The organism is Bombilactobacillus apium (assembly GCF_013385145.1).
Taxonomy (GTDB): Bacteria; Bacillota; Bacilli; order Lactobacillales; family Lactobacillaceae; genus Bombilactobacillus; species Bombilactobacillus apium.
This window is the reverse complement of the sequence record NZ_JABZEC010000003.1, coordinates 233,153-254,075: the sequence shown is the minus strand read 5'-3', so window position 1 is coordinate 254,075 and position 20,923 is coordinate 233,153. Positions and strand designations below refer to the sequence as shown.

The following is a 20,923-nucleotide window of genomic DNA, read 5'->3' as shown; positions in this document are numbered from 1 at the left end:
GCGTAAATAGATTTAGATTGAATTATCAGAACCCTCAAAATTGTCCACCAATTTTGAGGGTTTTGTTGAATCCAGCAAATTTTATTTTTAAGGGTACTGAAAAATTTTCTTAAATTTAGCGTTTAGGGTTCGAAAATGATTTCTATTAGGGTATGATTTGGATATTATGAATAATTATTAAGGAGTGATTAGGGGATGAATGAGATTCTCGACGCGCGTTCCGGCTTTAAAGAAACCATTCCCACCATGCTGGGTTATATCGGAATTGGGATTTCTTATGGGATTGTTGGGCGCACGGCTAATTTATCTTGGTTGATAATTACTTTGATTTCCGTGATTGTTTACGCGGGTTCCGCCCAATTTATTATGGTAGGTTTGTTGGCACTCCATAGTCCAATTTTGTCGATTATCCTCGCGGTCTTCTTGGTTAATGCCCGGATGATTTTAATGAGTACTACGATTGCCCCTTATTTAACTAAGGTCCAATGGTGGCAAAATATCCTCTTGGGGACTTTTTTAACTGATGAAAGTTTTGCCTTGGCGATGAATAAGTTAAATTACACCGGGCAACGTCTGAACTTTTCTTGGTTAAATGCGGCGAATCTGGGAGCTTATTTAACTTGGGTGGGAGCGACTTTGGTTGGCGCTCTCTTAGGAAACTTAATTACTAATCCAAATCGTTTTGGGCTGGATTTTGCGGTTGTCGCCATGTTTATAGGCTTATTGTATTTTCAAGTTGCCGCTGATCGTTCTTTATCACGGCGTTTACAATTGTTAACGATTGCCCTGTGTTTCGTTTTAACTTATCTGGGTTTGATCTTTATTCCCAGTAATTTAGTGATTGTCGTAGTAACTTTAGCAGCTTGTGCGTTAGGGATGGTGTTTAAACATGGCGGAATTTGAGTATTTAGCGTTAACAATTATCGGCTGCGCCTTGGTAACTTGGCTTTCGCGGGTCGTTCCATTCCTCTTACTTAAAAAATTTACCTTATCGCCAGCGATGTTGGAATTTCTCAGTTTTGTACCAGTGACTATCATGGCCACGCTCTGGTTTAACAGTATTTTGATCGGTCATCCCGGTCACTTACCGGCTTTTGACTGGCTCAAGTTGGCCGCTTCGGGACCAACGGTTTTGAGTGCTATCTTATCCAAAAATTTATTTGTGGTGGTAATTGTCGGCGTAGTTTCCTTAGCTTTATTGCGCCTTTGTTTTTAAAAAAGCGTTGTTTGATCTTCTTAGAGATCAACAACGCTTGAGATTGAGTTAATCTTGGTGAAAAATTTACCGAGATTTTTTTGTTCAATAAACTTTAAAGAATTGGCGATAAAAGTCGAGAAAAGAGTTGCTTAAAGCGAAGCCAACGGGACTGTTGAGCAATTATTTCGGGAGTTAATAATTGACTTTTTTCGATATCGACCTTAAAGATTTCGGTTAATTGTTGACTAACTTCTTGATCATAAAGAAAGGCGTTCTCTTCAAAATTGAGGCTGTAACTGCGGTAGTCGTGGTTCATGGAACCGATGCTGGCAACTTGATTATCGAAGACCGCCGTTTTGGCATGGAGAAAGCCATTTTGATAGATATAGACTTCAACATGATGTTTGGTCAGTAAGTTGGCGTAATATTGGGTAGCCCGGTAAATAAAGGGATGGTCGGGCATATTGGGGATCATAATTTGAACTTTCACGCCGGAATTAGCGGCGACCAAGAGGGCATCCAACATTGAGTCGTCCGGAATCAAATAAGGGGTCTGCAAAAGAATACTTTCCTTAGCGTTGAGAATGAAGCTCAAGAAACCACCCTTCAGGGTTTCGAAGTTATGATCGGGACCATCGGCGACAATTTGGATTGGGGTAATATGGTCAACCTTTAAATCGGTTGGAAAATAACGATCTTGAAACAAAATTTTGGCTTCTTTTTGCTTTTTTTCCGCCGAAGCATTCCAGTCTAGAATGAAACGTTCTTGTAAGGAGAGGGCCGCGTAACCATGAATGCGAACGTGGGTATCGCGCCAGTAACCGAATTTTTTCTTCCGCCCGAGATATTGGTCACCAATATTAAAGCCACCGGTCCAGCCAATATTTCCATCAATAACGACAATTTTGCGGTGCAGGTGGTAATTGAGCCGGTTCTTGGTGATAGCGTTTTGCGAAGTGACAAAGGGCAGAACCTGTCCCCCGGCTTGAGTCAGGGGACGAAAGAACTTAGTATTAGCGCCCGCCGATCCCCAACGATCGTAAATCACGCGAACTTGAACACCAGCTTGGGCTTTAGCCGTCAAAGCTGCCAAGACTTCTTGGCCCAAATGGTCGTTGATAAAAGAATAGTATTCAAGGTGGATAGTTTCTTGAGCGGCGGCAATGTCTGCTAAAAGAGCGGTAAACTTAGCTTGACCGTCAATGTAGATTTTAGTTTCGTTATGAACGGTAATCGGAGCGTCGCCCGCCCGGTTGAAAAATTTAATTTGGCGTTGAACCTTATTGGTAGTTTCGCGGGCCAGGTGGGGTCGATTTTGATTGGATTCAACTCGGACTAAATTTTTCAGATGATCCAAACCAATATGTTCAACATTGCTGATGGCGAAAAGATTTTCTTGGGCGATTCCTCGGCCAAAGAAGGCAAAGATAAAAAAGCCCAAGATTGGCAGCAAGATTAATAACATTAACCAAGCTAAGGTTGCGGGAATACTCCGTTGGCGGTGAAAGACGGTGATAATCGCGGCAATGGAGTTTAAAAGGATAACGATAATACTTAAATTAACAACAAGTGACATGACTTTCTTTTTCTCCCTCCCGTGAGAGTAATGGTAACTAATTAAGATTCGTGGGGCGTAAATTAATGGTTAGCTTCCATTTAGAACAATGAAATTGTTGCTCAATTAAGTATTGGAGTCGATCTTTGATCTCTGCAGGGATTGGCTGGGGACCAGAAATCGTCAATTGCCATTGAGGCCTTGTCGGGACCAAGGTGACGAGACCGTAAAAATTTCCTTCCGGCATCGTTTGAATGCCCCAAGTTAAACGTTCATCGAGCATAATCGCCTGCATTGCTTGGTTAATATATTGGGATGTTTGCGTTAGCCCTACTTGTAAGAAATCTTGAATTGCTTGGGCCGGTAGTTGACTCAAGAAGATGAGTTGATAGTTAGGGGTTGTCAATTGATGATATTGCCGAAAATTGAGCATTTACTTCAGTCCTTTGTTAATGGTGGAAGTTTTTCTGGATCGTAAATAAATTGATTAATCATTTTGAGGATGCTAACGTCATCATGCAATTGGGAGTGTTCACCACTTTGGCCGCGAGCGTTATATTCGCGGAACTCCTGAACTTGCGCTTGGAGAATGTACTTAATGGAACGCGCCGAACTAACAGAAACATATTTATCAGTATTCGAAGAATCTTCGACATTTCCATAAATATTTAAGACTTTGGTATGCGCCGGAAAACGGCTTCGATTGAGGTAAGTCCACATATAATTGGGAGTCATGAACGCTGGACGCCCATCTGCTGCCAACGGATTGATATTGGGCAAATCACCTAAAAAAACAAGCCCATCAAAAGGCCCAGCGACTAAAACTAAACGATTGATGGGCGGGAGAGTGTGTCCAGGATTGTGAATTAAAAAGTTCACCAAGGCTTTAGCTCCCAAGGAATGGCCGACAGCATTATAAGACTGAAAGTGGTAACGTTGATTTAGGTCAGTCAGGATTTGGTTGAACCAGCGTTCAATGGTACTGGAAGGAATCCACCGGTCTTTGAAAACCAATTGAATAATGGGATTTTTCGCGGTAGACCAATAACCGGAGTAGTGGATCTTGCTGCGCCAATCAACAGTCGCCCGTAAAAAGACTGGTGTTTGGGTCATTTCTTGAGCTGAGCTGACCATTTTCTGTGTGGTATAATTACCTCCACGAAAACCATGCACGTAAAAAGTCGGGACTTGTTCACTGCTATTAGTGACCGAAAGTGCTGGATCTAATTGGCAGATTGGAAGTTGTGCTTGTTCCTGTCGCCTTTGTGCCCGCCCCATGCCTTTTACTCCTTCAATTAAAGATACAGATTAATGATACAGGTATTAGAGTCGTAATTCTAGCAATTTGAGGTGGATTTCATGAAGAAATATTATGCAGTACAAAAAGGCCGCCAAACAGGAGTCTATCAATCTTGGGCCGCAGCCAAGAAACAAGTGGAACATTTTAAAGGTGCGGTTTTTAAAAGTTTCCCCGATTTAGCGTCCGCGCAAGCTTTTTTACAGCAAAAGTTAGCTCCGGTGCAAGAAGTTAATTTAGCGACTTACGCGGCGGTTATTTATACCGATGGGGGGAGTCGCAATCATGGTAATCACCGGGGTGGCCATGTCCTCGATCATGATCCCGCAGCCTGGGCCTATTTAATTAAAGCTGGTCCCAAACGTTATCAAGGAACAAACGGCCAGTGGGGAGCAACCAACAATCAAATGGAATTGACGGCTGTGATTCAAGGCCTCTTGCAGGCTCAAACTTTGGGTTTGAGTGAGCAAAAATTGCTCTTAGTAGCCGATTCGCGCTATGTTTTAGATGCTCTGACCCGGGGTTGGCTGCAGTCTTGGCAGCAAAAGCAATGGCGCAAGGCTGATGGAAAAGTAGTCGCCAATCAAGAATTATGGCGGAAATTGGCCCAACAAATCGCCGTTTTTTCTGATTTACATTACGCTTGGACTAAGGGTCATGCTCAAGATGCAGAAAATAACTTTGTGGATGGTTTGTTGAACCAAACGATGGATCAAATGACGGCCAAGAGTCGGTCGTAAAATAAAAGAGAAAGTCCGATTATACGGGGACTTTCTCTTTTTTCGCCCATTAGAAACGTTTCTTACGAAAAACTAAATAACCGAGGATGAAGAACAACAAAAGATAGACGGTTGTTCCTAGTAAAAGTTGATTGATACTGAGCCGGCTAGTTTCATAGTAGGTCAGGTAATTATAGTATTGGCGAGTTAGATTAGTCATGTTGAGGGGATTCGATTTCATAATTCCAGCAAATTTTCCCGAGTTCAGTAAACTTCCCGAAATAAATTGCCCCATAAAAACAATTAAAAAGCTGACACTAATGACAATTGTATTCCGATTGATTAAAGAAAAATAAGCTAATAGACATCAGTTGACTGCATATCTAATTCAGCCAAGTAAAGTCGATTCGGTTCATTTTTGTCAGTTTTGGGATTAAAATGCATGGCTTTTTGATAAAGTAGACGTGACCTTCTTCGTCGACCCAGTGGTTGCGTAAAGAATATTCCAGGCGATCTTTTAACACCATATAGGTCAATTTGGCTTCACTACTTAAATACCGATATTTTTCGCCATACATCAATACTTTAGGAAACTGAAAGAACAAGGCCCCATAAACGTTGTCAGCTTGATGAAACTTGAAATTTGCTTGATCCATTATAAAAACTCCCTTTCTATATCCAACCAATGCTGGCTCAAAAGAGAGTTGCTAAAACATTTGATTTGCTTTAAAATACAAATCTAATATGCTCTAACTGAATTACAAAGCTTTCATTGGTCTGGTGGCTTTATAATTCATCAGCATGGATCTTTCCTGGTTGCCCCTTCGGCAACTTTTTTTATTCAACAATCAAAATAAAAATGGACTAGGCAGCCTTACCAGCTACTTAGTCCATTGACTTTAATTTACTTTTTAACTATCTGCGACTTGTCCTTGTGGACCAGCCTGCGGTACAATAAATTCTAAATTAGAATTCAATGTTCAGTCGATTTTAACTTGCAGGTCTAAATCGACTGAATCTAAGTAGCTGGTTGATAGCTACTTTCTAATAAGCGGAAAGGATCTTGATCCCTGGTGGGTTGAGATCTTTTTCGTTTATTAGCATGTTTTTTTATCCAGTTGTTAAATTAATCTTAGTTTAGCATAGCGCTTATTAGCCGGCAAACCCTAATTGTGGGGTAATCTTACTGATTGGTTAGTTTGATTAATTAATTTTTGCGCAAAAAACGACAAGAACGACAAGCAGATTTTATTTTTACTTGTCGGTTGGCGATCTTTTCGTCTTTAACTTATAATTTAAGACGGATTATTGAGGTGGTGAAACTCTTGGGTAAGACAATTCGACAACTCTCGGAAGAATTACAGTTATCAAAACAAGCTATAAGTCAGCGTATATCTAGTATTAACGGCTTTCGAAGCAAGCACACTCATAAAGTTAAAAACCATCTGGAAATAGACGAGCAGGGTGTTAAAATTCTTGCTGATTTCGACAAGCAAAAACGACAAGCAAGATAAAAAGAAAACTAACATTAATGATGTTTTGCTAAAGCAACTTGATGTTAAAGATCAGCAAATTTCCAAGTTACAAAAGTCCTTGGATCAGCAGCAACTACAATTAGCAACACTTGCGGAAAATCGACAATTAAAGGACCATGTTCAAAAACTGAGCAATTTACTTGAATCTTCCAGCTTAACTGAAAAGCGACAAGCAAACGTTAAGAACAATAACTTGTCGAATAATCGGAAACATAATGATATCAAGGATAAAAACGACAAGCCATTAAAAAATGAAGTTGTTGATACTGATAATAAAAACAAGAACATACATAAAAGTTGGTGGCATTTTTGGTGATATTTTCTTAAAGGAGCTCATAAATATGCGTATTCAAAAATTTACCATTTCAAATTATAGGAGTATTTTAGGTGCAAAAAATATTACTATGGAAAGATATAGCTTTATAAGATCTTTCTCCTACTAAGGACGGCTAGAATACTTTCAGGTTGATATTTTCAGACAACGTATATTCCTGCCGTACGGACTGCTGATACATTCAAAAATATAATAGATTCAGAATTACGTCTAGGAATCAACAAGACTATCCACGATAAAGAATATAAAGTTTTAATAAAACAGTTATTCAAATTAGAACAAAATGCTGTGAATGACATAGCCGATTCAATAACTCCTAAATTAGCTGAATGGCTTCCAAAAGTTTCAGATGTTCGAATCGCAATAAGTAACAATTCTCCATTTCGTAGACCTTATTTTTCTTATAGAAATTCAAGTCTTTACATAACTTCTTCATCCAGAAGCTATTCATAGATTACACAAGACTATTACTGATTTGTCCGCTGAGAGCCAAGTTATAGTTGCCACTCATAATCCTCAAATCACCCCTCAAAAACATTGAAACAATAACCCCCAATATCTATAAGATAGATGTTGGGGCTATTTTGTTGTAATGTTTGATTTATGACTCATGTTAAGTCGCTAGTTTTTTCGAGAATTAGATTTACCACTCATTTCAAGATTACCACTTTCATAATGGGCCCAACATGAATAGATTTCGACTATTTTAGTTACTTTATCAATGGTATAAATGACGCGATGCTGTCCATTTATCCTTCGAGAATAGTAACCAGCCGCAGGTGGTGTTAATTTTTCAAATGACTGTATTGGTTTATATGGATCAGATTTCAATACACTTTGTATTTCTTCAAATGACTGACGTAACGGGCTTCTTAAAACTTTTTTTAAATCACCTTTAGCTGATGATTTTATTTTTACTTTCCAACGATTACTCATGATCAATTTCTTTGATCATTTCGTCTAAATCAACCGACTCATCATCTTTACGGCTAAGGGTGGTTTGAATCTGCCCATTCATCATTAAGTTCATGGTTTCCTGTAATGCGTCATAATCTTTTTTCCCCATCAAAACGGCACTACGGCTATCATTAGACCCTGCAATAATAACCGGTTGGGAGTCCCGATTAGCGTTTTTAATAAGTGAAAATAGATTGGTTCGTGCTGTAGTTGGATTAATAATTTTTTCCATATGGTTCCCCTCCTCAACTTATCTAATATTATAGGCGTACATGATGGCGTACGTCAATTATAAACTATTGTATCGTCAAAGGAGATTATGACTTATGCAACAAATCGTTCTACCCATCAAAGATTCAAATGTACTCAAAGAAGTTCAAGATACTTTACTCCATAATTTTAAAGCTGGTCGGCGCAATTACACCATCTTTCAAGTAGGCAAAGCGACCTTATTACGTGTCAGCGATGTTATGAAGCTTCGTTGGACTGATGTCTTCAACGAAAACGGAACAGTGCGTCAGAATGCGTTTATCCACGATCAAAAAACCGGTAAAGCCAATCTACTTTATTTAAAACCGGTTCAAACTGATTTATTAGCCTATCAAACCTGTCTGCAAGAAAATCATTTAGTTTCTGACTGGTTGTTTCCTTCTCTGCAACACTCCGAGCGTCATATTACGGAAAAACAATTCTACAAAGTCATGAGTAAGGTCGGCGATCTTTTAGGAATCAATTATCTAGGCACTCATACCATGCGTAAAACGGGCGCTTATCGCGTCTATACGCAATCTAATTATAATATTGGTTTAGTCATGCATTTACTCAATCATTCCAGTGAAGCCATGACTTTAGCTTACTTAGGCTTGGACCAGGCTAGTCAAGAGACCATGCTCGATCAAATTGATTTTGGTTAGTTGTTCTTATTAAAAATAAAAGAGTGGTGCTTATATCCGGAAAGTAAATTAAAGGTCTACCAGCCCTACTTAGCTTTAATTGTGGCCCAATTTATCCGTTACCTAACTCAACGGCCTAAAAAAACCCAACCTAATCTTTTATTAGCCCTCGACGAATTTCCACGTTTGGGCTATCTGCCAGCGTTTGCTGATGCGATTTCCACATTGCGTTCTCGCAACGTTTCAGTTATGATCCTTTTACAGTCATTAGCTCAATTAGATCAGTTGTATCAGGAAACTGGCCGTAAAATCATCATGGATAACATGCACTATGTCGTAGTTCATAATGCTTTAGATCATACCAGCCAACAATACTTTTCTGATCGGGCTGATACTAAAACTACCGTGGCTAAAAGCCCTTCTTATGGTACTGGTGGTTCCGGAGGCACTATCGATGTTCTCTTTGGTTCATCGTCAACTTCTAAAATAAGTGTTCTTGTACTGGCATCGTCCTGAATAGGGGCAAGTACCCCGCAAAACACTTTGAATATTTTCATTGCCTAGTTGATAATTTATGCCATTTTATAAAGCTTATCAGAAATAAAACATCTTCAAATGATATATTATTACTCAGTATATCAATTTATAATCTATTTCAGAAACATAAAGACGACTACATATTCATATTTGCAATACATAGCCGTCTATTTTAATTTATTAATGATACTTACATTTTAGATAAAAGTTACATTGCGTGGTAACCTGATTGTATTAGATTACAACGTTATAAATTGTTGTATCTATATCTACTTGATGTGCTCCCATTTTAAAAGCGTTATACTCTTTTACGTAATAAAAGCTTTTGAATTAATTAGTCGTTTTAAACAATTAACTGTTTTGTTTCACAATAATAGCCCCTTCCACCTGCAAAGATACTAGTAATATTATTTTCTTGATCATGAGTCAATTTTACCAATATTTCCGAAGGAGCATTCAAAGAATAACCTTGATTAAACACATACATGTTTTGTCGCAAATAGTTATGAGTATATAAATAACCGGCTACCGCACAACTAGACGTTCCCGTAGCTGATTCCTCATCAATATCGTATAATGGTGCATAATTTCGGCACACAATACGGTTTTCTTGTATCGTATATAAGTGCATACCAATCACATCATGCTTCTCACTAACATCTTTAATTTTGTCAAAGTTTGGTTGCAATTCATGTAATGCTTGTTCTGACTTTATAGGTACTAAAATATCTTTTAAACCTGTTGAAACAATTTGAATTGGATATTTTCTATCAATAGAATCCACATCAAAACACTCAACCAATTCTCTTGGTAATAATTCTTCATAAAAAGTTGGTTTATTTTGCTGCATAAAAACTACTGAGTCTTTAGTATTAATCACTAAAATACCACTATTAGTTTCAATACGATATTGTTCTTTAGATAGATTTTTTAAGTACCTTAATATAGAAAAGGTTGCGATAGTAGCATGACCGCACAAGTCTACCTCTTCTTTAGGCGTAAAGTATTCTAGTCTAAAATCAGCTACTTTAGATTGTGAAATAAAGGCAGTTTCTGCATACCCTAATTGCCGAGCAATCTCTTTCTTTTGAGATACCTGTAATGGTTGATCCATAAAAACAACGCCCGCTTTATTACCGCCTGCCTCATTCTTGCTGAAAGCACTGGCTACATATACACTGACATTCATCATATAGTCCCCTTATTAAAAATAATTTGCATAATTATTATACATGTAATCTTAAAAACAAACAGGTAACATCATGTCTACTTGAAGTGACCTACGACATTTTATAAAACTTATCAGACATGCACAGGCCTTTATTGTTTATCTATTCCATAATTAAGTCAAATCGTAGCACATAATTTTCCATGTCCTAATTGTGGGCGATTGTCAACCTTTGACAGTAATCAAGTTAGCCAAAAAATTTCCGTGTTGTATAACCAATATGAGGCGCCAGAGAGTTGTACCAAGTCGCCAATAAATCTATTTATGTTTTGGCTATTGATATTTTAAAAAAGCACAACGTTCTACCATGTGAGTTTATTCAGGCAGTCTAAAAGAATATGCTAGTAATGTTGGGGATCCTATGATACACTACGTATGTAAATAAAGAGTTACATTTTGTAAAGATGGTGCTACTTTGATAAAAAACCGACTCAAGGTCTTGAGGGCCGAACGTAATTGGACGCAAGCAGAATTGGCTGACCGCTTAAAAATTTCACGTCAAGCAGTTATTTCAATTGAAAAATATAAGTACTTACCTTCTCTTGAACTTACTTTTAAAATTGCCCGACTTTTTGGTCAACCAATTGAACAGATCTTCTATTTGGAGGGGATTTTATGATTAGTCAAACGAGTATTTTAGTCGCTATTATTTTAGTGATGGGGCTATATTTCTATTCGGTGGGAAAAATTGATGGTTTGAAACGTTGTTATCATAATGATGAACGATGGCAACAAGTCTGTTTTCATGCTAATAGATTAGTTAGATGTTACTATCAAGGATTGATTGTCATTGTAGCAATTGTGATGACAGGATCTCTATTTGCATCACAAAAAATCAGTCTTAGTTTAAATCTTGTCTTACTGATTTTTACATTCAGTATTTGTTTAGGATCCTTTATCGAATATCTAGCAGTTAAATATTTTGATAAGACATTTTGATGTAACAAGCTAAAATTTGACTTGTTCTGAACAGTATATATTGTATGGAAATAATTAAAAAATAACCGCTAGTTCGAATTAGCTAGCGGTTATTTAATACCAAGCAGTCACCGTCTTAAACGGCTCTGTCAAGAAGTCCGATTGCTGTCGGGCTTCTTTTAATACGTAAATTTAGCAAAGATCATTCTTTTAGCAAACTTATCTTCTTAAAAATAAAGCATAAAACTAAACTAGCTAGGATAGATTTTCCTAGCTAGCAAAGAGGCTGGGACATAATTTAGTAAATTTGAGTAAACGCCTTCCATAAATCAGACAAGTTTGTCCAATACCCGAGATCTCGCAGGAAAATGGCTACTTTTTGTGAGATTTCGTTAGTTAGACTCCTTGTCTACCGGTTTATGTCCCACCTTTTTATAAAGGAAACAATCACCAGTTATCCTGGTGGTCGTTTTGAAGTTAGAGCTGCTTATTTTAACCAAAAATACTATGGAAGAAATTGACTACTTGATCCCAAATTTTTTGGAGAAAGTTTCGATTTTTGGGAGTATTGAGTTTGTTAAAGATCTTTTGGGCTTGGTCTTTAATGTTGGCACTAACTTTTTGCGCTTGTTCCTTAAAGTTGCCATTTTTTAAAGCACCGGAGTCCCGGACCTGAACGAGAATATTAATAATTTGCTGCTTTTGATTATCAGAAATAATCTTAGTCAGGTGATTTTCTTGAAGAACATTGTTGACAATATTGGTGATTTGGTTATTGCTGATATTGGGTCCAATTTGGGCCATCTGTTGCTTAGCTTGAGAAACAGCATGATTTAACTGCGCATCACTATAACCCGATTGATTCTTATTCTGTTCGTTAATCCCACTAAGAGTCTTCATCTCGTTTTGAGCAGCATTGACCTGATCTTGATTGAGCTGGTTGCCTTTTTGGGAAAAAGCAGCATAGACTCCAGCTAAAGCACCAGAACCGTCGATCGGGGTTGCTGAAGTTACATAAATATTCGCATCGCTAATTCCGGCGGTCAAAGCGGCATTACGATACTGGTCGGCGGTGATTGTGGTGATATTGTTTTTGCCATCGTAAGGCAAGATCTGAACATTAATTCCTTGACCAGAGTGGGTCTTTTCAATTAAAGCCGAGGACCAAACTCCAGAACTGTCGGTGAAAGTATTGCCCGCGGGATTTAAATATTGCACGAGAGTATTTCCGGTGACGGGTAATTGTTGGAAATTTTGGTTGTTGATTTTAGCAGATAGGACATTAATGGTTCCTTGACGTTGACCGTTAGTCAGTGAGGTTCCTAAAGTCATTACTGGTTCTTGCCAGTTGTTATCGTTGTTATTATCGGCATGAGCAAGCTGGGATGGCAAAAAGGCTAAGAGCCCGCAAAGGCCACTAATCAATAGAAAACGGCGTAACTTTTTCATGAGTTCAACTCCTTAGATTCACAAAAATAATTTGGAAACAACTTTATTATAACAGGAGTCAGAAAAAAGCTCTATTTTACGATTGAAATTCCGCTTGGAACAGTTTTTGTGGTAAACTTAAGGTTCTGTAGAACTAGACAAATGGGTGCTACCCAAAAAATAATAAAGGAGTTAAAACGATGAAAATTGTAGTTTTAGCTGGTGGACGCAGTACCGAACGAAATGTTTCCTTATCTTCTGGAGTCAAAATTGCTAATGCCTTACGGTCACGAGGTTACCAAGTAGCTTTGGTGGATCTTTTCTTGGGTCAGGAGTTAGCAACCACGAATCAGATTTCCGAGCTCTTTACCACAGAAAAGGCTCCTGAAGATCAATTGCTGATTAGTGACGAAGTTTTAACGAATGAAAGAATTAATGCTTTGCGCCCGGATCACGGAGCTCATGGTTTATTTGGTCCCAATGTCTTGGATATTTGCCAGGCAGCTGATATTGTTTATTTAGGTCTTCATGGTGAAGATGGTGAAAATGGTAAAGTACAAGCCGTCTTAGACTTATTCAATATCCGTTATACCGGAAGTGATACTTTAGCCTCTGGTTTGGCCATGAATAAAAAAGTTTCAAAGCAAATTTTTCAACAAAGTCAAATTCCGACAGCTGACTTTATCACCACGAAGACGGCCACAATTGCGCAAGATCAGATTCCTTTTGCTTTTCCAGTGGTTATTAAACCTGCCAGTGGAGGGTCCAGTGTTGGGACGCATATTGTCAAGCAGTATGCAGATCTAGAAGCTTGTTTAACTGATGCCTTCCGCTTTGATAGGGAAGTTTTGATCGAAGAGTATATTCAAGGTCGGGAGTTTTCCTTGGCGATTTTGGATGGCCGACCTTTACCAGCAGTAGAAATTGTTGTAACTCAAGGTTGGTATGATTTCCAGCATAAATTCCAAAGTAATGACCAGACGCAATTCATTACGCCACCAGATATCAGTGAGGACTTGCATCAAAAGATGAAGGACTTAGCTTTGGAAACTTTCCAGACTTTAGGGATGCAGAACTATGGTCGAATTGACTTCTTGGTGCGTGATGGACAACCTTACGTGATTGAAGCCAATTCTTTGCCAGGGATGACACCTTTGTCTTTGATTCCCCGCGAAGCTGCCGCTGCTGATCTAAGTTATGAAGATCTCTGCGAACGGATTATTCAAAGTAAATTAAGAATTTACGAACAAAATAACGCTGAATAATTAAAAGAGACACTCGAAAATTTTCGAGTGTCTCTTTTTAGATCTAAATGAAGCTTGGCTTTTTAAACGGTGTGGCGCGTGAAAGGCTGGTCACTAATGCCTTCGTCCAGAATCTTTTTACACCATTCCTTAGCGGAAAAGAGCGAATGATCGCGGTAATTACCACAACTTTCAATGGTTGTTCCTTGAACGTCGTCCCATTGAATTTCATCTCGAATTTTAGTCAGAGCAACTTTTAGAGCTTGCGCAACTTCGGTGGTGGAATATTCACTCCAAGTAATTAAATGAAAACCGGTCCGACAACCAAAAGGTGAGCAGTCGATCACGCCGGCTAGTTGATCACGTAAGAGTCCTGCTAATAGATGTTCAATGGTGTGCAAGCCGGCTGTCGGAATTGCATTTTCGTTAGGTTGGACGAGTCGTAAATCGTAGTTGGCGATTTTATCGCCTTTTTTCCCGGTCTCAACGGTGATTAGGCGAACATAAGGAGCCTTAACTTTCGTATGATCTAGGGTAAAACTTTCTACTTTTGCCATTATTTCTGCCTTCTTATTTAATAATCTAACTTTATTGTAGCGCAATTTGGGGTCTACGTCAGTCTCTAGTAAGATAGAAGAAATTCAAAAATTAAACTAAAAGTAATTTACATTATTTTCGCAAGCGTGTACAATTCTAATTGGAATATACCAATTAGGAGGCTGTTATATATGAAGTATTTACATGCGGCAAAATTCTTTCTTCATAATACTACGGAAAACGGTGGGTATTTAGAATTAACGGCTGATGGTAAATTTGGTCGATATCTCCCAGAGGACCAGCGTCCTGAAGGTGAGATTATTGATTATGGGACATCTTATATTGCTCCCGGACTAGTAGATACGCATATTCATGGTTTGTTGGGGCATGATGTCATGGATAACGACGCTGACGGGATCAACGCGATGGCAGAAGGTCTTTTGCAATGCGGAGTTACTTCTTGGCTGCCAACAACAGTTACAGGTTCTAAAGAACAATTAAGGGATATTTGTGCCACCATTGCCCAAAATCAAGACAAGTTTACCGGAGCTAAAGTAGCCGGAATCAATTTTGAAGGACCTTTCTTTACCCCAGAACATAAGGGTGCGCAAAATCCTAAGTATTTTGGTGATCCGAATGTGGAAACTTTTAATGAATGGCAAGAAGCAGCACAAGGTTTACTACGGCAAATTACGATTGCTCCGGAACGTGAGGGAGCAGTTGAATTCTGCGAAAAAGTTAGTGCCAGTGGTGCAGTAGTTTGTTTGGGTCATAGCTCAGCTACTTTTGAGCAAGCCAAAGCTTGTGTGGAAGCCGGAGCTACAACTTTCACCCATACCTATAATGCCATGAGTCCTTTGAATCATCGGGCTCCGGGAATGGTTGGAGCAGCTATGAGCTTGAGCGAAGTCAATGATGAATTAATTTGTGATGGCCACCATGTTAATCCTTATTCAGCTCGGATTTTGGTTAAGGTTAAGGGCAGTGAACACATTGTCTTAGTTACAGACTGTATGTCGGCTGGAATGATGCCCGATGGCGATTATATGTTAGGTGAATTGCCCGTAGTTGTCGGTAACGGAACTGCTCGTTTGAAAGATGAAACTCACAATTTAGCTGGAAGTATTCTGAAGTTAAATGACGCGGTCAAAAATGTCTATCTCTGGAATATTGCAACCGCTCAAGAAGCCGTTCGGATGGCTTCGGCAACTCCAGCTCAAAGTGCCGGAATTAGTGCTCAAGCTGGGGCAATCTTACCAGGTCGGGCTGCTGACTTTATCGTTTTAGATCCCGAAATGAACTTACAAGCAACCTATTTAGATGGAAACAAACGTTACGAAGTTTAATTTTTAAACTATGAGATCTAATTACCAGTTAGTAAAGTTGCTAACTGGTTTTTTTATTATTAACGACTGTTTTAGGACTACTTTTTAGCAAATTATTACTATTATCTTGAATAATTATTGAGAGTAGTTTACACTAAACATCATAAGTAACAGAAAGGGGGAAAATAATTTGTCAATAAAGAAATCAATCTTGCTCGGGACCACAGCTCTCACTTGTTTGGGTTTCGCTGGTACAATCGCAACTCCGACTGTCGGTCAAGCAATTATTATTAATAATTCAGGCTCTCAAGGGATGATGCCCAATGAAACGATCGTTGGGAATGGTCAAATCGAGACGACTACGAGAACGGTCGGCCAATTTCACTCTTTGACGGTCAGTGAGGGAATTCAAGCTGTTTTAACTGATCAAGATCAGGAAACTGGGACCGTCCAAACCGATCAGAACTTACAGAGCCGGGTTAAAGTAGAAAATCAAAATGGCGCTGTTAGCGTTTATTTGGATCGAAGTGATGGAAAACTTATTCGGCCGTCGCAACCGATTCGCGTTTTCTTAGCAGCTTCGGAAATTCAGAACTTAAAGGCCAGCAGTAGTGCAACAATAACGGCAGAAAAAGTTCATTCTTCGGGTTCCTTGGAAATAAAGGCAACTGCTGCTAGCAGTATGAACTTGGGTCAAGTCCAAGCTAAGCAAGTGGATGTTACCAGTAGCTCAGCTTCTCGAGCTCAAATTAATCAGCTCCAAGCACCACAAGTAAACCTTAAGAGTAGCTCGGCTTCCCAAGTGCAAGTTAATCAGCTCCAAACAGATGATTTGGTAGCCACAGCTACGAGTGCTTCGGGAATTAATTTACAGCAAGCTGCAGCGGTAATTGCCCACGGACAACTTACAGCTCGAACGGCCTCCCAAGTCCAAGCAGGGCAAGTTCCAATTGCTGATCTAAGTGTTCAAGCAACAGTTGGAAGTCGAGTGATAGCTAATGCTCAACAAGAATTGCAGATCCAAGCTAAGAATGCAAGTAAAGTTGAATACACCGGTCCCGCCCAAGTAACTCAACAGCGAGTAACAAGAGGCGCGCAGGTGAATCACTTTTAGATTTTTATAAAAATAAAGTTCAGCGAGTGCTTGTCTACTCCCTGAACTTTATTTTTGCTTTCAAATTTTGCAATCGGATTCTAAATAATTAAGCTTATTGTAAATTAAAATAATTCATCCAAGCTGCCCAAGGAAGATATTTATACAAGCAAAACTTGGGGTTAGGGAGGAGTGCTTGATCTGAGCGAGCAAAGACGGCCTTGACCCCATAATATTTCGCCATCCAAGCATTAGCCCATTTATGATTGGGATCGTTTCCTCCTTCTAGGAAGGCGGTTCGAAAGTAGGGACTATATTTGTTTTCGGTATCAATCATGATGGGAACTTTGGCACTTAGTTTTGGGGGAGTTTGTTTAATAATTTCTACTTCGGTATTAAAGGCCTGATAATTGTGGGCCAAGGTTCGGTTGGCAAGATAATAAGTACTGTAGCTAAAGAGGAGAAGTACAGCTAGTAAACTGATCCGAAATTGTTGGTGAATTTCGGGATAGTAATAACCTAATTGGGGTAATTCGTTGAGTAAGACTAAAAAAGTAATAATGAGAAAAAGGTTACTTCCAAACCAAGTTCGATCAGGCAGTTGTGGTGAAAGAACTAAGGCTCCAATACTGACAACACTTCCCAAAATTAAAAGTAGTGCTGTCCACCAAGGACTGTAAATATTGCGCCATTGGTTTTTACCCCATTTAGGGTTTTGGAGCATTGCCGAAGTAATGATAATTATCAAGATGAAAATCAAGCAAATTAAGGCTCCCGAAAGTCGCCAAGTACTAGCAATAATCCCAGAAATATTGAAAATACCTCCGTTTTGGGCCATCTTTTCGCCGTTATTATGAGTAATTAAGGTAATTGATCCCATCAAACAGGAAATAAGACCCCAAAAGTGTTGGGATAAAGGCAGCGCCTGATTGGAGCGATAGTATAAATAACCGATAATAATAACCACGGGTCCAATATTTTCGTTGGTATTACCAGCGCAGAAACTGAGAAATAAAATAATTAAAGTAATCGGCAGGCTAGGACGACGGGGCTGGTAGTGCCAACGAAAGAGAAGCAGAAAGTTTAAATAAAAGAAGGATGCCCATAAGTAATTAAATGACCCGGTTTCCCACATGATGGAATGACCATAGTCAGGAAGAAATAGAAACATCAAGAGATAGGTCAAGGATAGGTTGAAAGGATGGAGATCTTTTAACTGAGGCTTTAAGAATAAGTTTATTTGGACGCCAATAATTAAAAACATCAGTGTATTGGCCCCGTTAAAAAGTGGTTTGGGAAATTGTAGAAAAGTCTGGGCCAGAGTATGGGCCACGATCCGACCATTCCAAATCGTGGTGTGATTATAAATGGAAATAAATAAATCAAAGAAATTATTAATTTGATGTTGATCAACGTGAGGCCATTCGCCGCGAAACATAAAATGGTAAAGAAAGTCATCACTAGCGTAACCCGAAAGATCGTTCAAGTGAAAAAACAAAAGCGCTGTAAGCAGAAAAATGGACCCCAAGGCTAAGTAGTGGGGAAATCGAGCTGGTAATTTTTTAATGAATCCATTTAGTGATGACATTGTTCCAATTCTCCTTGTCGACTGAGATTCTAGGGAGAGGTTGGCTCAGGGAAGATTTAGAAGTGATAATTCGATTTTTTAAGGAAAAAGTAATAAAGTTATCCTTTACCAATGTTTTTTGATAGTCTTGATTATAATATCCAAAAGGATAGGCAAAGTATCGCACAGAGACGTGGAGATGTCGTTTGATTTTCTGAATTGACTTTTGGAAATCTAGTTGCAGACTGTTAAAATCAACCGCAGTAAGGGCAGGATAATTATCAACTAGAAAATTCATACTATCGGTTTTGGAACCGACGGTCGCCAGTCCCGTAGCAAATAACTTTTGTAATTGTTTCCAAGACATCATTTTGACTGCATTTTGATAATCACCCAAACTGCCGGTCGTGACAAAAATTGTGAATGGGAGCTGTTGCTGGCGCATGATGGGGAGCCAGTTATCATAGATTGTCTGGTCAGCACCATCGACGGTGAGAACTACGTATTGGTGGTGAAGAGGCCGCCGTTTACGAATTAAGCTGAGAGCTTCTTCCAAACTAATAATTCGCACATGATGGGCCCGGAGATAGGCCAATTGTTTTTTTAAATTTCGGGTAGTATTAAGATAACGATGAAATTCTTCACTACTTTTTAAGGTTAGTAGACTAGTAGAAAGGCTAGGTTTGAGAATTCGTCGGTAACTTAAAATCATAATTCCAGGCTGACCTGACTTTTGGGGAGCTAGCAGGCCAGTACTGAGATCATTAAGGCTAGTTTTTTGGCTGTGGTACTGGACAATCGTGGTGCCAAAGGCGAGTAGGAGCAGGAGACAGGCAACAACGAAGAAGATCCGATGTTCGGTTTTTTTCATATAGAGCCTTCTTTGTGGTTAAAAAATTAACAGTAAGTCGTTTAAAATTAATTCTATAATATTTGTAGCTAATTTGCCTGTAAAGTAAACTATATTCACAGTAATTACCCTGGGGGAGATTTTTATGAAATTTGGGGACACACTTAAAAAAATTCGATTATCGCGTAAAATTACACAATCCAGTTTAACCTATGGCCAATTGTCGCATACGTCAATTTCTAAGATTGAAAATAATTTAACGACACCTTCTTACAATAATGCTCTCTACCTCATTGAACAGTTAGGTTTAACCGTGGGAGAATTTGAATATATCCGTAATAACTGTCAACAAAGTCCTAAACAGGCGCTAATTCAAGCTTTTACGCAACTTTCGCTCTTGAGCTCCAGGACCCAGCTGCAGCAATTTATCGGAGATTGTCAAACTTATTTAAAGCGTAATTTTGATCAAGATATCGCTCGTTTGGTGATTGTGGTTACCGCTTTACAAGAAGTTAAAAAACACCAATATGCATCAGCACGGCGTTTGGTAGAACCCGTTTGGTATTATTTATCCGAGCTTAATTTATGGACTAGGTTAGATTTATACTTAGTCAATGATATTTTATACTTTTTTGATTCTAAAATGGCGGTACAAGTCATGTTGCAAGTTTTAAAGGTGCTCCAGAGTAAATATCCCCAGTTAGGAGAATTGAAGTTAGCCTTAGTTTTGAATACTTCGACGATAACTTTGGCCGCGCAAGATTTTAAGCAGACGCAAATTTTGCTCCAATTTGCTGGTAAATTAGCCCAGAAATTGCCGCGCTACGATCTTTGGATTCTAGCCCAACTACGCTTAAAATTATGTCTTCAGCAGTACAATGCGGCGATGGTTCAATGTGAATTATTGGAAGAGATTGGAGCCCATGATTTAGCTCAAGAAGCTTTATATGAGATCCAACGTTTAGCTCGAGTCGCTCCCGGAGTGAATAGCTAATGAGGATGCATATATTTTTGGGCTAATTATTGATATAATGAAAGCAAACTTAAATAAAGTGAGTGACTTTTGATGACAATCGAGATTACGCCAACGTTAACTACTGAATTAACTTGGTGGCATCAGTTGTATGAACAGGCTTTTCCCGCAGTTGAACGTTTGCCTTGGAACCAACTTCAAGAGCTGGCTCAAACTGACTCGCGGATGCAATTACAGACTATCAAATCTGATCAGCGCCCCGTGGGAATTTTATTTGGAGTTCAATTTGCTGTCCAGGAATGTTTTGTTGTATATTTGGCGATTAGTCCAGAAGAACGGGGACAAAATTTAGGTTCACAGGTTGTTCAACAGTTGAAACAGGTCTTTCCACAGGGGTTAATGCTGGAAAGTGAACTGGTAGAAAAAAGTGCCCCTAATTTTGAGCAACGCCAGCGCCGGTATGCTTTTTATTTGCGTAATGGTCTGCAGGATTCGCAGCTCATGACGGTGAATGGACCAGAACGTTATCATTTACTTTATCATCATCATTATGATGTCCGGGTATATTTACAAATCAGTCAACAGCTTGGTTTGCCGATGGGAATTTATTTAAGTAACTCCAATTAATCACCTAAAAACTAAAATAGCTAACTCGATTTCCACTTTAATTAGTGGCAAAAGGAGTTAGCTATTTTTTATTTCGTCAAAAAACCCACCGTTTTGGCGGTAAGTTAA

General features: G+C 38.9%; 24 protein-coding genes and 1 pseudogene. 13 read left to right on the top strand and 12 right to left on the bottom strand.

Annotation, left to right across the window (positions count from 1 at the left end):
• The first annotated feature begins 195 nt into the window (after positions 1-195).
• Both HU830_RS04700 and HU830_RS04695 read left to right on the top strand, forming a co-directional pair.
• The gene (locus HU830_RS04700) at positions 196-903 is read left to right on the top strand and encodes an AzlC family ABC transporter permease (protein WP_176942626.1); all 708 of its coding nucleotides are present in this window, start codon (positions 196-198) and stop codon (positions 901-903) included.
• On the top strand, positions 890-1,216 hold the full coding sequence (locus HU830_RS04695) for an AzlD domain-containing protein (RefSeq protein ID WP_176942625.1): 327 nt from the start codon (positions 890-892) through the stop codon (positions 1,214-1,216). Before HU830_RS04700 ends, HU830_RS04695 begins: the two co-directional genes overlap by 14 nt.
• A 94-nt stretch (positions 1,217-1,310) precedes the next feature.
• Here the strand turns inward: HU830_RS04695 and cls are convergent, their stop codons facing one another.
• From cls to HU830_RS04680, 3 genes are read right to left on the bottom strand one after another with little or no spacing between them, the layout of a single operon-like run.
• Positions 1,311-2,774: a cardiolipin synthase gene (cls, locus tag HU830_RS04690; protein WP_176942624.1), complete on the bottom strand. Its 1,464-nt coding sequence runs from the start codon at positions 2,772-2,774 to the stop codon at positions 1,311-1,313.
• A 37-nt stretch (positions 2,775-2,811) separates the two neighbouring features.
• Positions 2,812-3,186, bottom strand: coding sequence for a hypothetical protein (locus HU830_RS04685; protein ID WP_176942623.1), 375 nt, complete (start codon positions 3,184-3,186; stop codon positions 2,812-2,814).
• Positions 3,187-3,191: 5 nt separating this feature from the next.
• Complete coding sequence (locus tag HU830_RS04680) at positions 3,192-4,031, bottom strand: alpha/beta hydrolase (protein WP_176942622.1); 840 nt, start codon at positions 4,029-4,031, stop codon at positions 3,192-3,194.
• Between the two features lie 81 nt (positions 4,032-4,112).
• Here HU830_RS04680 and HU830_RS04675 point away from each other — a divergent pair, with 81 nt between their 5' ends.
• Positions 4,113-4,790: a ribonuclease H family protein gene (locus HU830_RS04675; RefSeq protein WP_176942621.1), complete on the top strand. Its 678-nt coding sequence runs from the start codon at positions 4,113-4,115 to the stop codon at positions 4,788-4,790.
• Between the two features lie 49 nt (positions 4,791-4,839).
• On the opposite strand, the gene HU830_RS04670 is transcribed toward HU830_RS04675, so the two are convergent.
• Both HU830_RS04670 and HU830_RS04665 read right to left on the bottom strand, forming a co-directional pair.
• The gene (locus tag HU830_RS04670; RefSeq protein WP_176942620.1) at positions 4,840-5,010 is read right to left on the bottom strand and encodes a hypothetical protein; all 171 of its coding nucleotides are present in this window, start codon (positions 5,008-5,010) and stop codon (positions 4,840-4,842) included.
• A gap of 119 nt (positions 5,011-5,129) precedes the next feature.
• Positions 5,130-5,425 (bottom strand): annotated as a pseudogene (locus tag HU830_RS04665) (replication initiator protein A); the annotation flags it as partial.
• Positions 5,426-6,245: 820 nt separating this feature from the next.
• Here HU830_RS04665 and HU830_RS04660 point away from each other — a divergent pair.
• Entirely contained in the window at positions 6,246-6,620 is a 375-nt protein-coding gene (locus tag HU830_RS04660; RefSeq protein ID WP_228765794.1) for a DUF536 domain-containing protein, read from the top strand.
• Positions 6,621-7,259: 639 nt separating this feature from the next.
• Here the strand turns inward: HU830_RS04660 and HU830_RS04655 are convergent.
• Together HU830_RS04655 and HU830_RS04650 are read right to left on the bottom strand one after the other, a co-directional pair.
• On the bottom strand, positions 7,260-7,574 hold the full coding sequence (locus tag HU830_RS04655) for a Txe/YoeB family addiction module toxin (RefSeq protein WP_176942619.1): 315 nt from the start codon (positions 7,572-7,574) through the stop codon (positions 7,260-7,262).
• Positions 7,567-7,827 (bottom strand): type II toxin-antitoxin system Phd/YefM family antitoxin, encoded by a 261-nt coding sequence (locus HU830_RS04650; protein ID WP_176942618.1) that lies wholly within the window; start codon positions 7,825-7,827, stop codon positions 7,567-7,569. Before HU830_RS04650 ends, HU830_RS04655 begins: the two co-directional genes overlap by 8 nt.
• A 94-nt stretch (positions 7,828-7,921) precedes the next feature.
• On the opposite strand from HU830_RS04650, the gene HU830_RS04645 reads away from it, so the two are divergent.
• Both HU830_RS04645 and HU830_RS04640 read left to right on the top strand, forming a co-directional pair.
• Positions 7,922-8,509 (top strand): site-specific integrase, encoded by a 588-nt coding sequence (locus HU830_RS04645; protein ID WP_176942617.1) that lies wholly within the window; start codon positions 7,922-7,924, stop codon positions 8,507-8,509.
• Complete coding sequence (locus HU830_RS04640) at positions 8,510-9,004, top strand: type IV secretory system conjugative DNA transfer family protein (RefSeq protein ID WP_228765792.1); 495 nt, start codon at positions 8,510-8,512, stop codon at positions 9,002-9,004. It abuts the gene before it with no gap.
• Between the two features lie 364 nt (positions 9,005-9,368).
• Here the strand turns inward: HU830_RS04640 and HU830_RS04635 are convergent, their stop codons facing one another.
• Complete coding sequence (locus HU830_RS04635) at positions 9,369-10,214, bottom strand: PhzF family phenazine biosynthesis protein (RefSeq protein ID WP_176942651.1); 846 nt, start codon at positions 10,212-10,214, stop codon at positions 9,369-9,371.
• Between the two features lie 454 nt (positions 10,215-10,668).
• Here HU830_RS04635 and HU830_RS04630 point away from each other — a divergent pair, with 454 nt between their 5' ends.
• Both HU830_RS04630 and HU830_RS04625 read left to right on the top strand, forming a co-directional pair.
• Positions 10,669-10,872, top strand: a complete 204-nt coding sequence (locus tag HU830_RS04630; protein ID WP_176942616.1) for a helix-turn-helix transcriptional regulator — start codon at positions 10,669-10,671, stop codon at positions 10,870-10,872.
• A complete protein-coding gene (locus tag HU830_RS04625; protein ID WP_176942615.1) occupies positions 10,869-11,192 on the top strand; it encodes a hypothetical protein in 324 nt (107 codons plus the stop codon). Before HU830_RS04630 ends, HU830_RS04625 begins: the two co-directional genes overlap by 4 nt.
• 471 nt (positions 11,193-11,663) lie before the next feature.
• Here the strand turns inward: HU830_RS04625 and HU830_RS04620 are convergent, their stop codons facing one another.
• Entirely contained in the window at positions 11,664-12,620 is a 957-nt protein-coding gene (locus HU830_RS04620) for a DUF1002 domain-containing protein (RefSeq protein ID WP_176942614.1), read from the bottom strand.
• Positions 12,621-12,799: 179 nt separating this feature from the next.
• On the opposite strand from HU830_RS04620, the gene HU830_RS04615 reads away from it, so the two are divergent.
• Positions 12,800-13,864 (top strand): D-alanine--D-alanine ligase, encoded by a 1,065-nt coding sequence (locus tag HU830_RS04615; protein ID WP_176942613.1) that lies wholly within the window; start codon positions 12,800-12,802, stop codon positions 13,862-13,864.
• 62 nt (positions 13,865-13,926) lie between these two features.
• Here the strand turns inward: HU830_RS04615 and HU830_RS04610 are convergent, their stop codons facing one another.
• Positions 13,927-14,400, bottom strand: coding sequence for an S-ribosylhomocysteine lyase (locus HU830_RS04610; protein ID WP_176942612.1), 474 nt, complete (start codon positions 14,398-14,400; stop codon positions 13,927-13,929).
• A 171-nt stretch (positions 14,401-14,571) separates the two neighbouring features.
• Here HU830_RS04610 and nagA point away from each other — a divergent pair, with 171 nt between their 5' ends.
• On the top strand, positions 14,572-15,726 hold the full coding sequence (gene nagA / locus HU830_RS04605) for an N-acetylglucosamine-6-phosphate deacetylase (RefSeq protein ID WP_176942611.1): 1,155 nt from the start codon (positions 14,572-14,574) through the stop codon (positions 15,724-15,726).
• A gap of 169 nt (positions 15,727-15,895) precedes the next feature.
• Positions 15,896-16,819 carry a GIN domain-containing protein gene (locus HU830_RS04600; protein ID WP_176942610.1) on the top strand — a complete coding sequence of 308 codons (924 nt, stop codon included), beginning with the start codon at positions 15,896-15,898 and terminating at the stop codon, positions 16,817-16,819.
• Positions 16,820-16,913: 94 nt separating this feature from the next.
• On the opposite strand, the gene HU830_RS04595 is transcribed toward HU830_RS04600, so the two are convergent.
• Together HU830_RS04595 and HU830_RS04590 are read right to left on the bottom strand one after the other, a co-directional pair.
• Positions 16,914-18,386: a DUF3329 domain-containing protein gene (locus tag HU830_RS04595; RefSeq protein WP_176942609.1), complete on the bottom strand. Its 1,473-nt coding sequence runs from the start codon at positions 18,384-18,386 to the stop codon at positions 16,914-16,916.
• Positions 18,361-19,236 carry a polysaccharide deacetylase family protein gene (locus HU830_RS04590; protein ID WP_176942608.1) on the bottom strand — a complete coding sequence of 292 codons (876 nt, stop codon included), beginning with the start codon at positions 19,234-19,236 and terminating at the stop codon, positions 18,361-18,363. Before HU830_RS04590 ends, HU830_RS04595 begins: the two co-directional genes overlap by 26 nt.
• A 124-nt stretch (positions 19,237-19,360) precedes the next feature.
• On the opposite strand from HU830_RS04590, the gene HU830_RS04585 reads away from it, so the two are divergent.
• Both HU830_RS04585 and HU830_RS04580 read left to right on the top strand, forming a co-directional pair.
• Complete coding sequence (locus HU830_RS04585) at positions 19,361-20,209, top strand: helix-turn-helix domain-containing protein (protein WP_176942607.1); 849 nt, start codon at positions 19,361-19,363, stop codon at positions 20,207-20,209.
• A 72-nt stretch (positions 20,210-20,281) separates the two neighbouring features.
• Positions 20,282-20,815 carry a GNAT family N-acetyltransferase gene (locus HU830_RS04580; protein WP_176942606.1) on the top strand — a complete coding sequence of 178 codons (534 nt, stop codon included), beginning with the start codon at positions 20,282-20,284 and terminating at the stop codon, positions 20,813-20,815.
• The last annotated feature ends 108 nt before the right edge of the window (positions 20,816-20,923 follow it).

Coding starts and splice junctions, on each gene's coding strand:
- HU830_RS04700 (WP_176942626.1), top strand. CDS start 196: ATGAATGAGATTCTCGACGCGCGTTCCGGCTTTAAAGAAACCATTCCC.
- HU830_RS04695 (WP_176942625.1), top strand. CDS start 890: ATGGCGGAATTTGAGTATTTAGCGTTAACAATTATCGGCTGCGCCTTG.
- cls (WP_176942624.1), bottom strand. CDS start 2,774: ATGTCACTTGTTGTTAATTTAAGTATTATCGTTATCCTTTTAAACTCC.
- HU830_RS04685 (WP_176942623.1), bottom strand. CDS start 3,186: ATGCTCAATTTTCGGCAATATCATCAATTGACAACCCCTAACTATCAA.
- HU830_RS04680 (WP_176942622.1), bottom strand. CDS start 4,031: ATGGGGCGGGCACAAAGGCGACAGGAACAAGCACAACTTCCAATCTGC.
- HU830_RS04675 (WP_176942621.1), top strand. CDS start 4,113: ATGAAGAAATATTATGCAGTACAAAAAGGCCGCCAAACAGGAGTCTAT.
- HU830_RS04670 (WP_176942620.1), bottom strand. CDS start 5,010: ATGAAATCGAATCCCCTCAACATGACTAATCTAACTCGCCAATACTAT.
- HU830_RS04655 (WP_176942619.1), bottom strand. CDS start 7,574: ATGAGTAATCGTTGGAAAGTAAAAATAAAATCATCAGCTAAAGGTGAT.
- HU830_RS04650 (WP_176942618.1), bottom strand. CDS start 7,827: ATGGAAAAAATTATTAATCCAACTACAGCACGAACCAATCTATTTTCA.
- HU830_RS04645 (WP_176942617.1), top strand. CDS start 7,922: ATGCAACAAATCGTTCTACCCATCAAAGATTCAAATGTACTCAAAGAA.
- HU830_RS04635 (WP_176942651.1), bottom strand. CDS start 10,214: ATGAATGTCAGTGTATATGTAGCCAGTGCTTTCAGCAAGAATGAGGCA.
- HU830_RS04625 (WP_176942615.1), top strand. CDS start 10,869: ATGATTAGTCAAACGAGTATTTTAGTCGCTATTATTTTAGTGATGGGG.
- HU830_RS04620 (WP_176942614.1), bottom strand. CDS start 12,620: ATGAAAAAGTTACGCCGTTTTCTATTGATTAGTGGCCTTTGCGGGCTC.
- HU830_RS04615 (WP_176942613.1), top strand. CDS start 12,800: ATGAAAATTGTAGTTTTAGCTGGTGGACGCAGTACCGAACGAAATGTT.
- HU830_RS04610 (WP_176942612.1), bottom strand. CDS start 14,400: ATGGCAAAAGTAGAAAGTTTTACCCTAGATCATACGAAAGTTAAGGCT.
- nagA (WP_176942611.1), top strand. CDS start 14,572: ATGAAGTATTTACATGCGGCAAAATTCTTTCTTCATAATACTACGGAA.
- HU830_RS04595 (WP_176942609.1), bottom strand. CDS start 18,386: ATGTCATCACTAAATGGATTCATTAAAAAATTACCAGCTCGATTTCCC.
- HU830_RS04590 (WP_176942608.1), bottom strand. CDS start 19,236: ATGAAAAAAACCGAACATCGGATCTTCTTCGTTGTTGCCTGTCTCCTG.
- HU830_RS04585 (WP_176942607.1), top strand. CDS start 19,361: ATGAAATTTGGGGACACACTTAAAAAAATTCGATTATCGCGTAAAATT.
- HU830_RS04580 (WP_176942606.1), top strand. CDS start 20,282: ATGACAATCGAGATTACGCCAACGTTAACTACTGAATTAACTTGGTGG.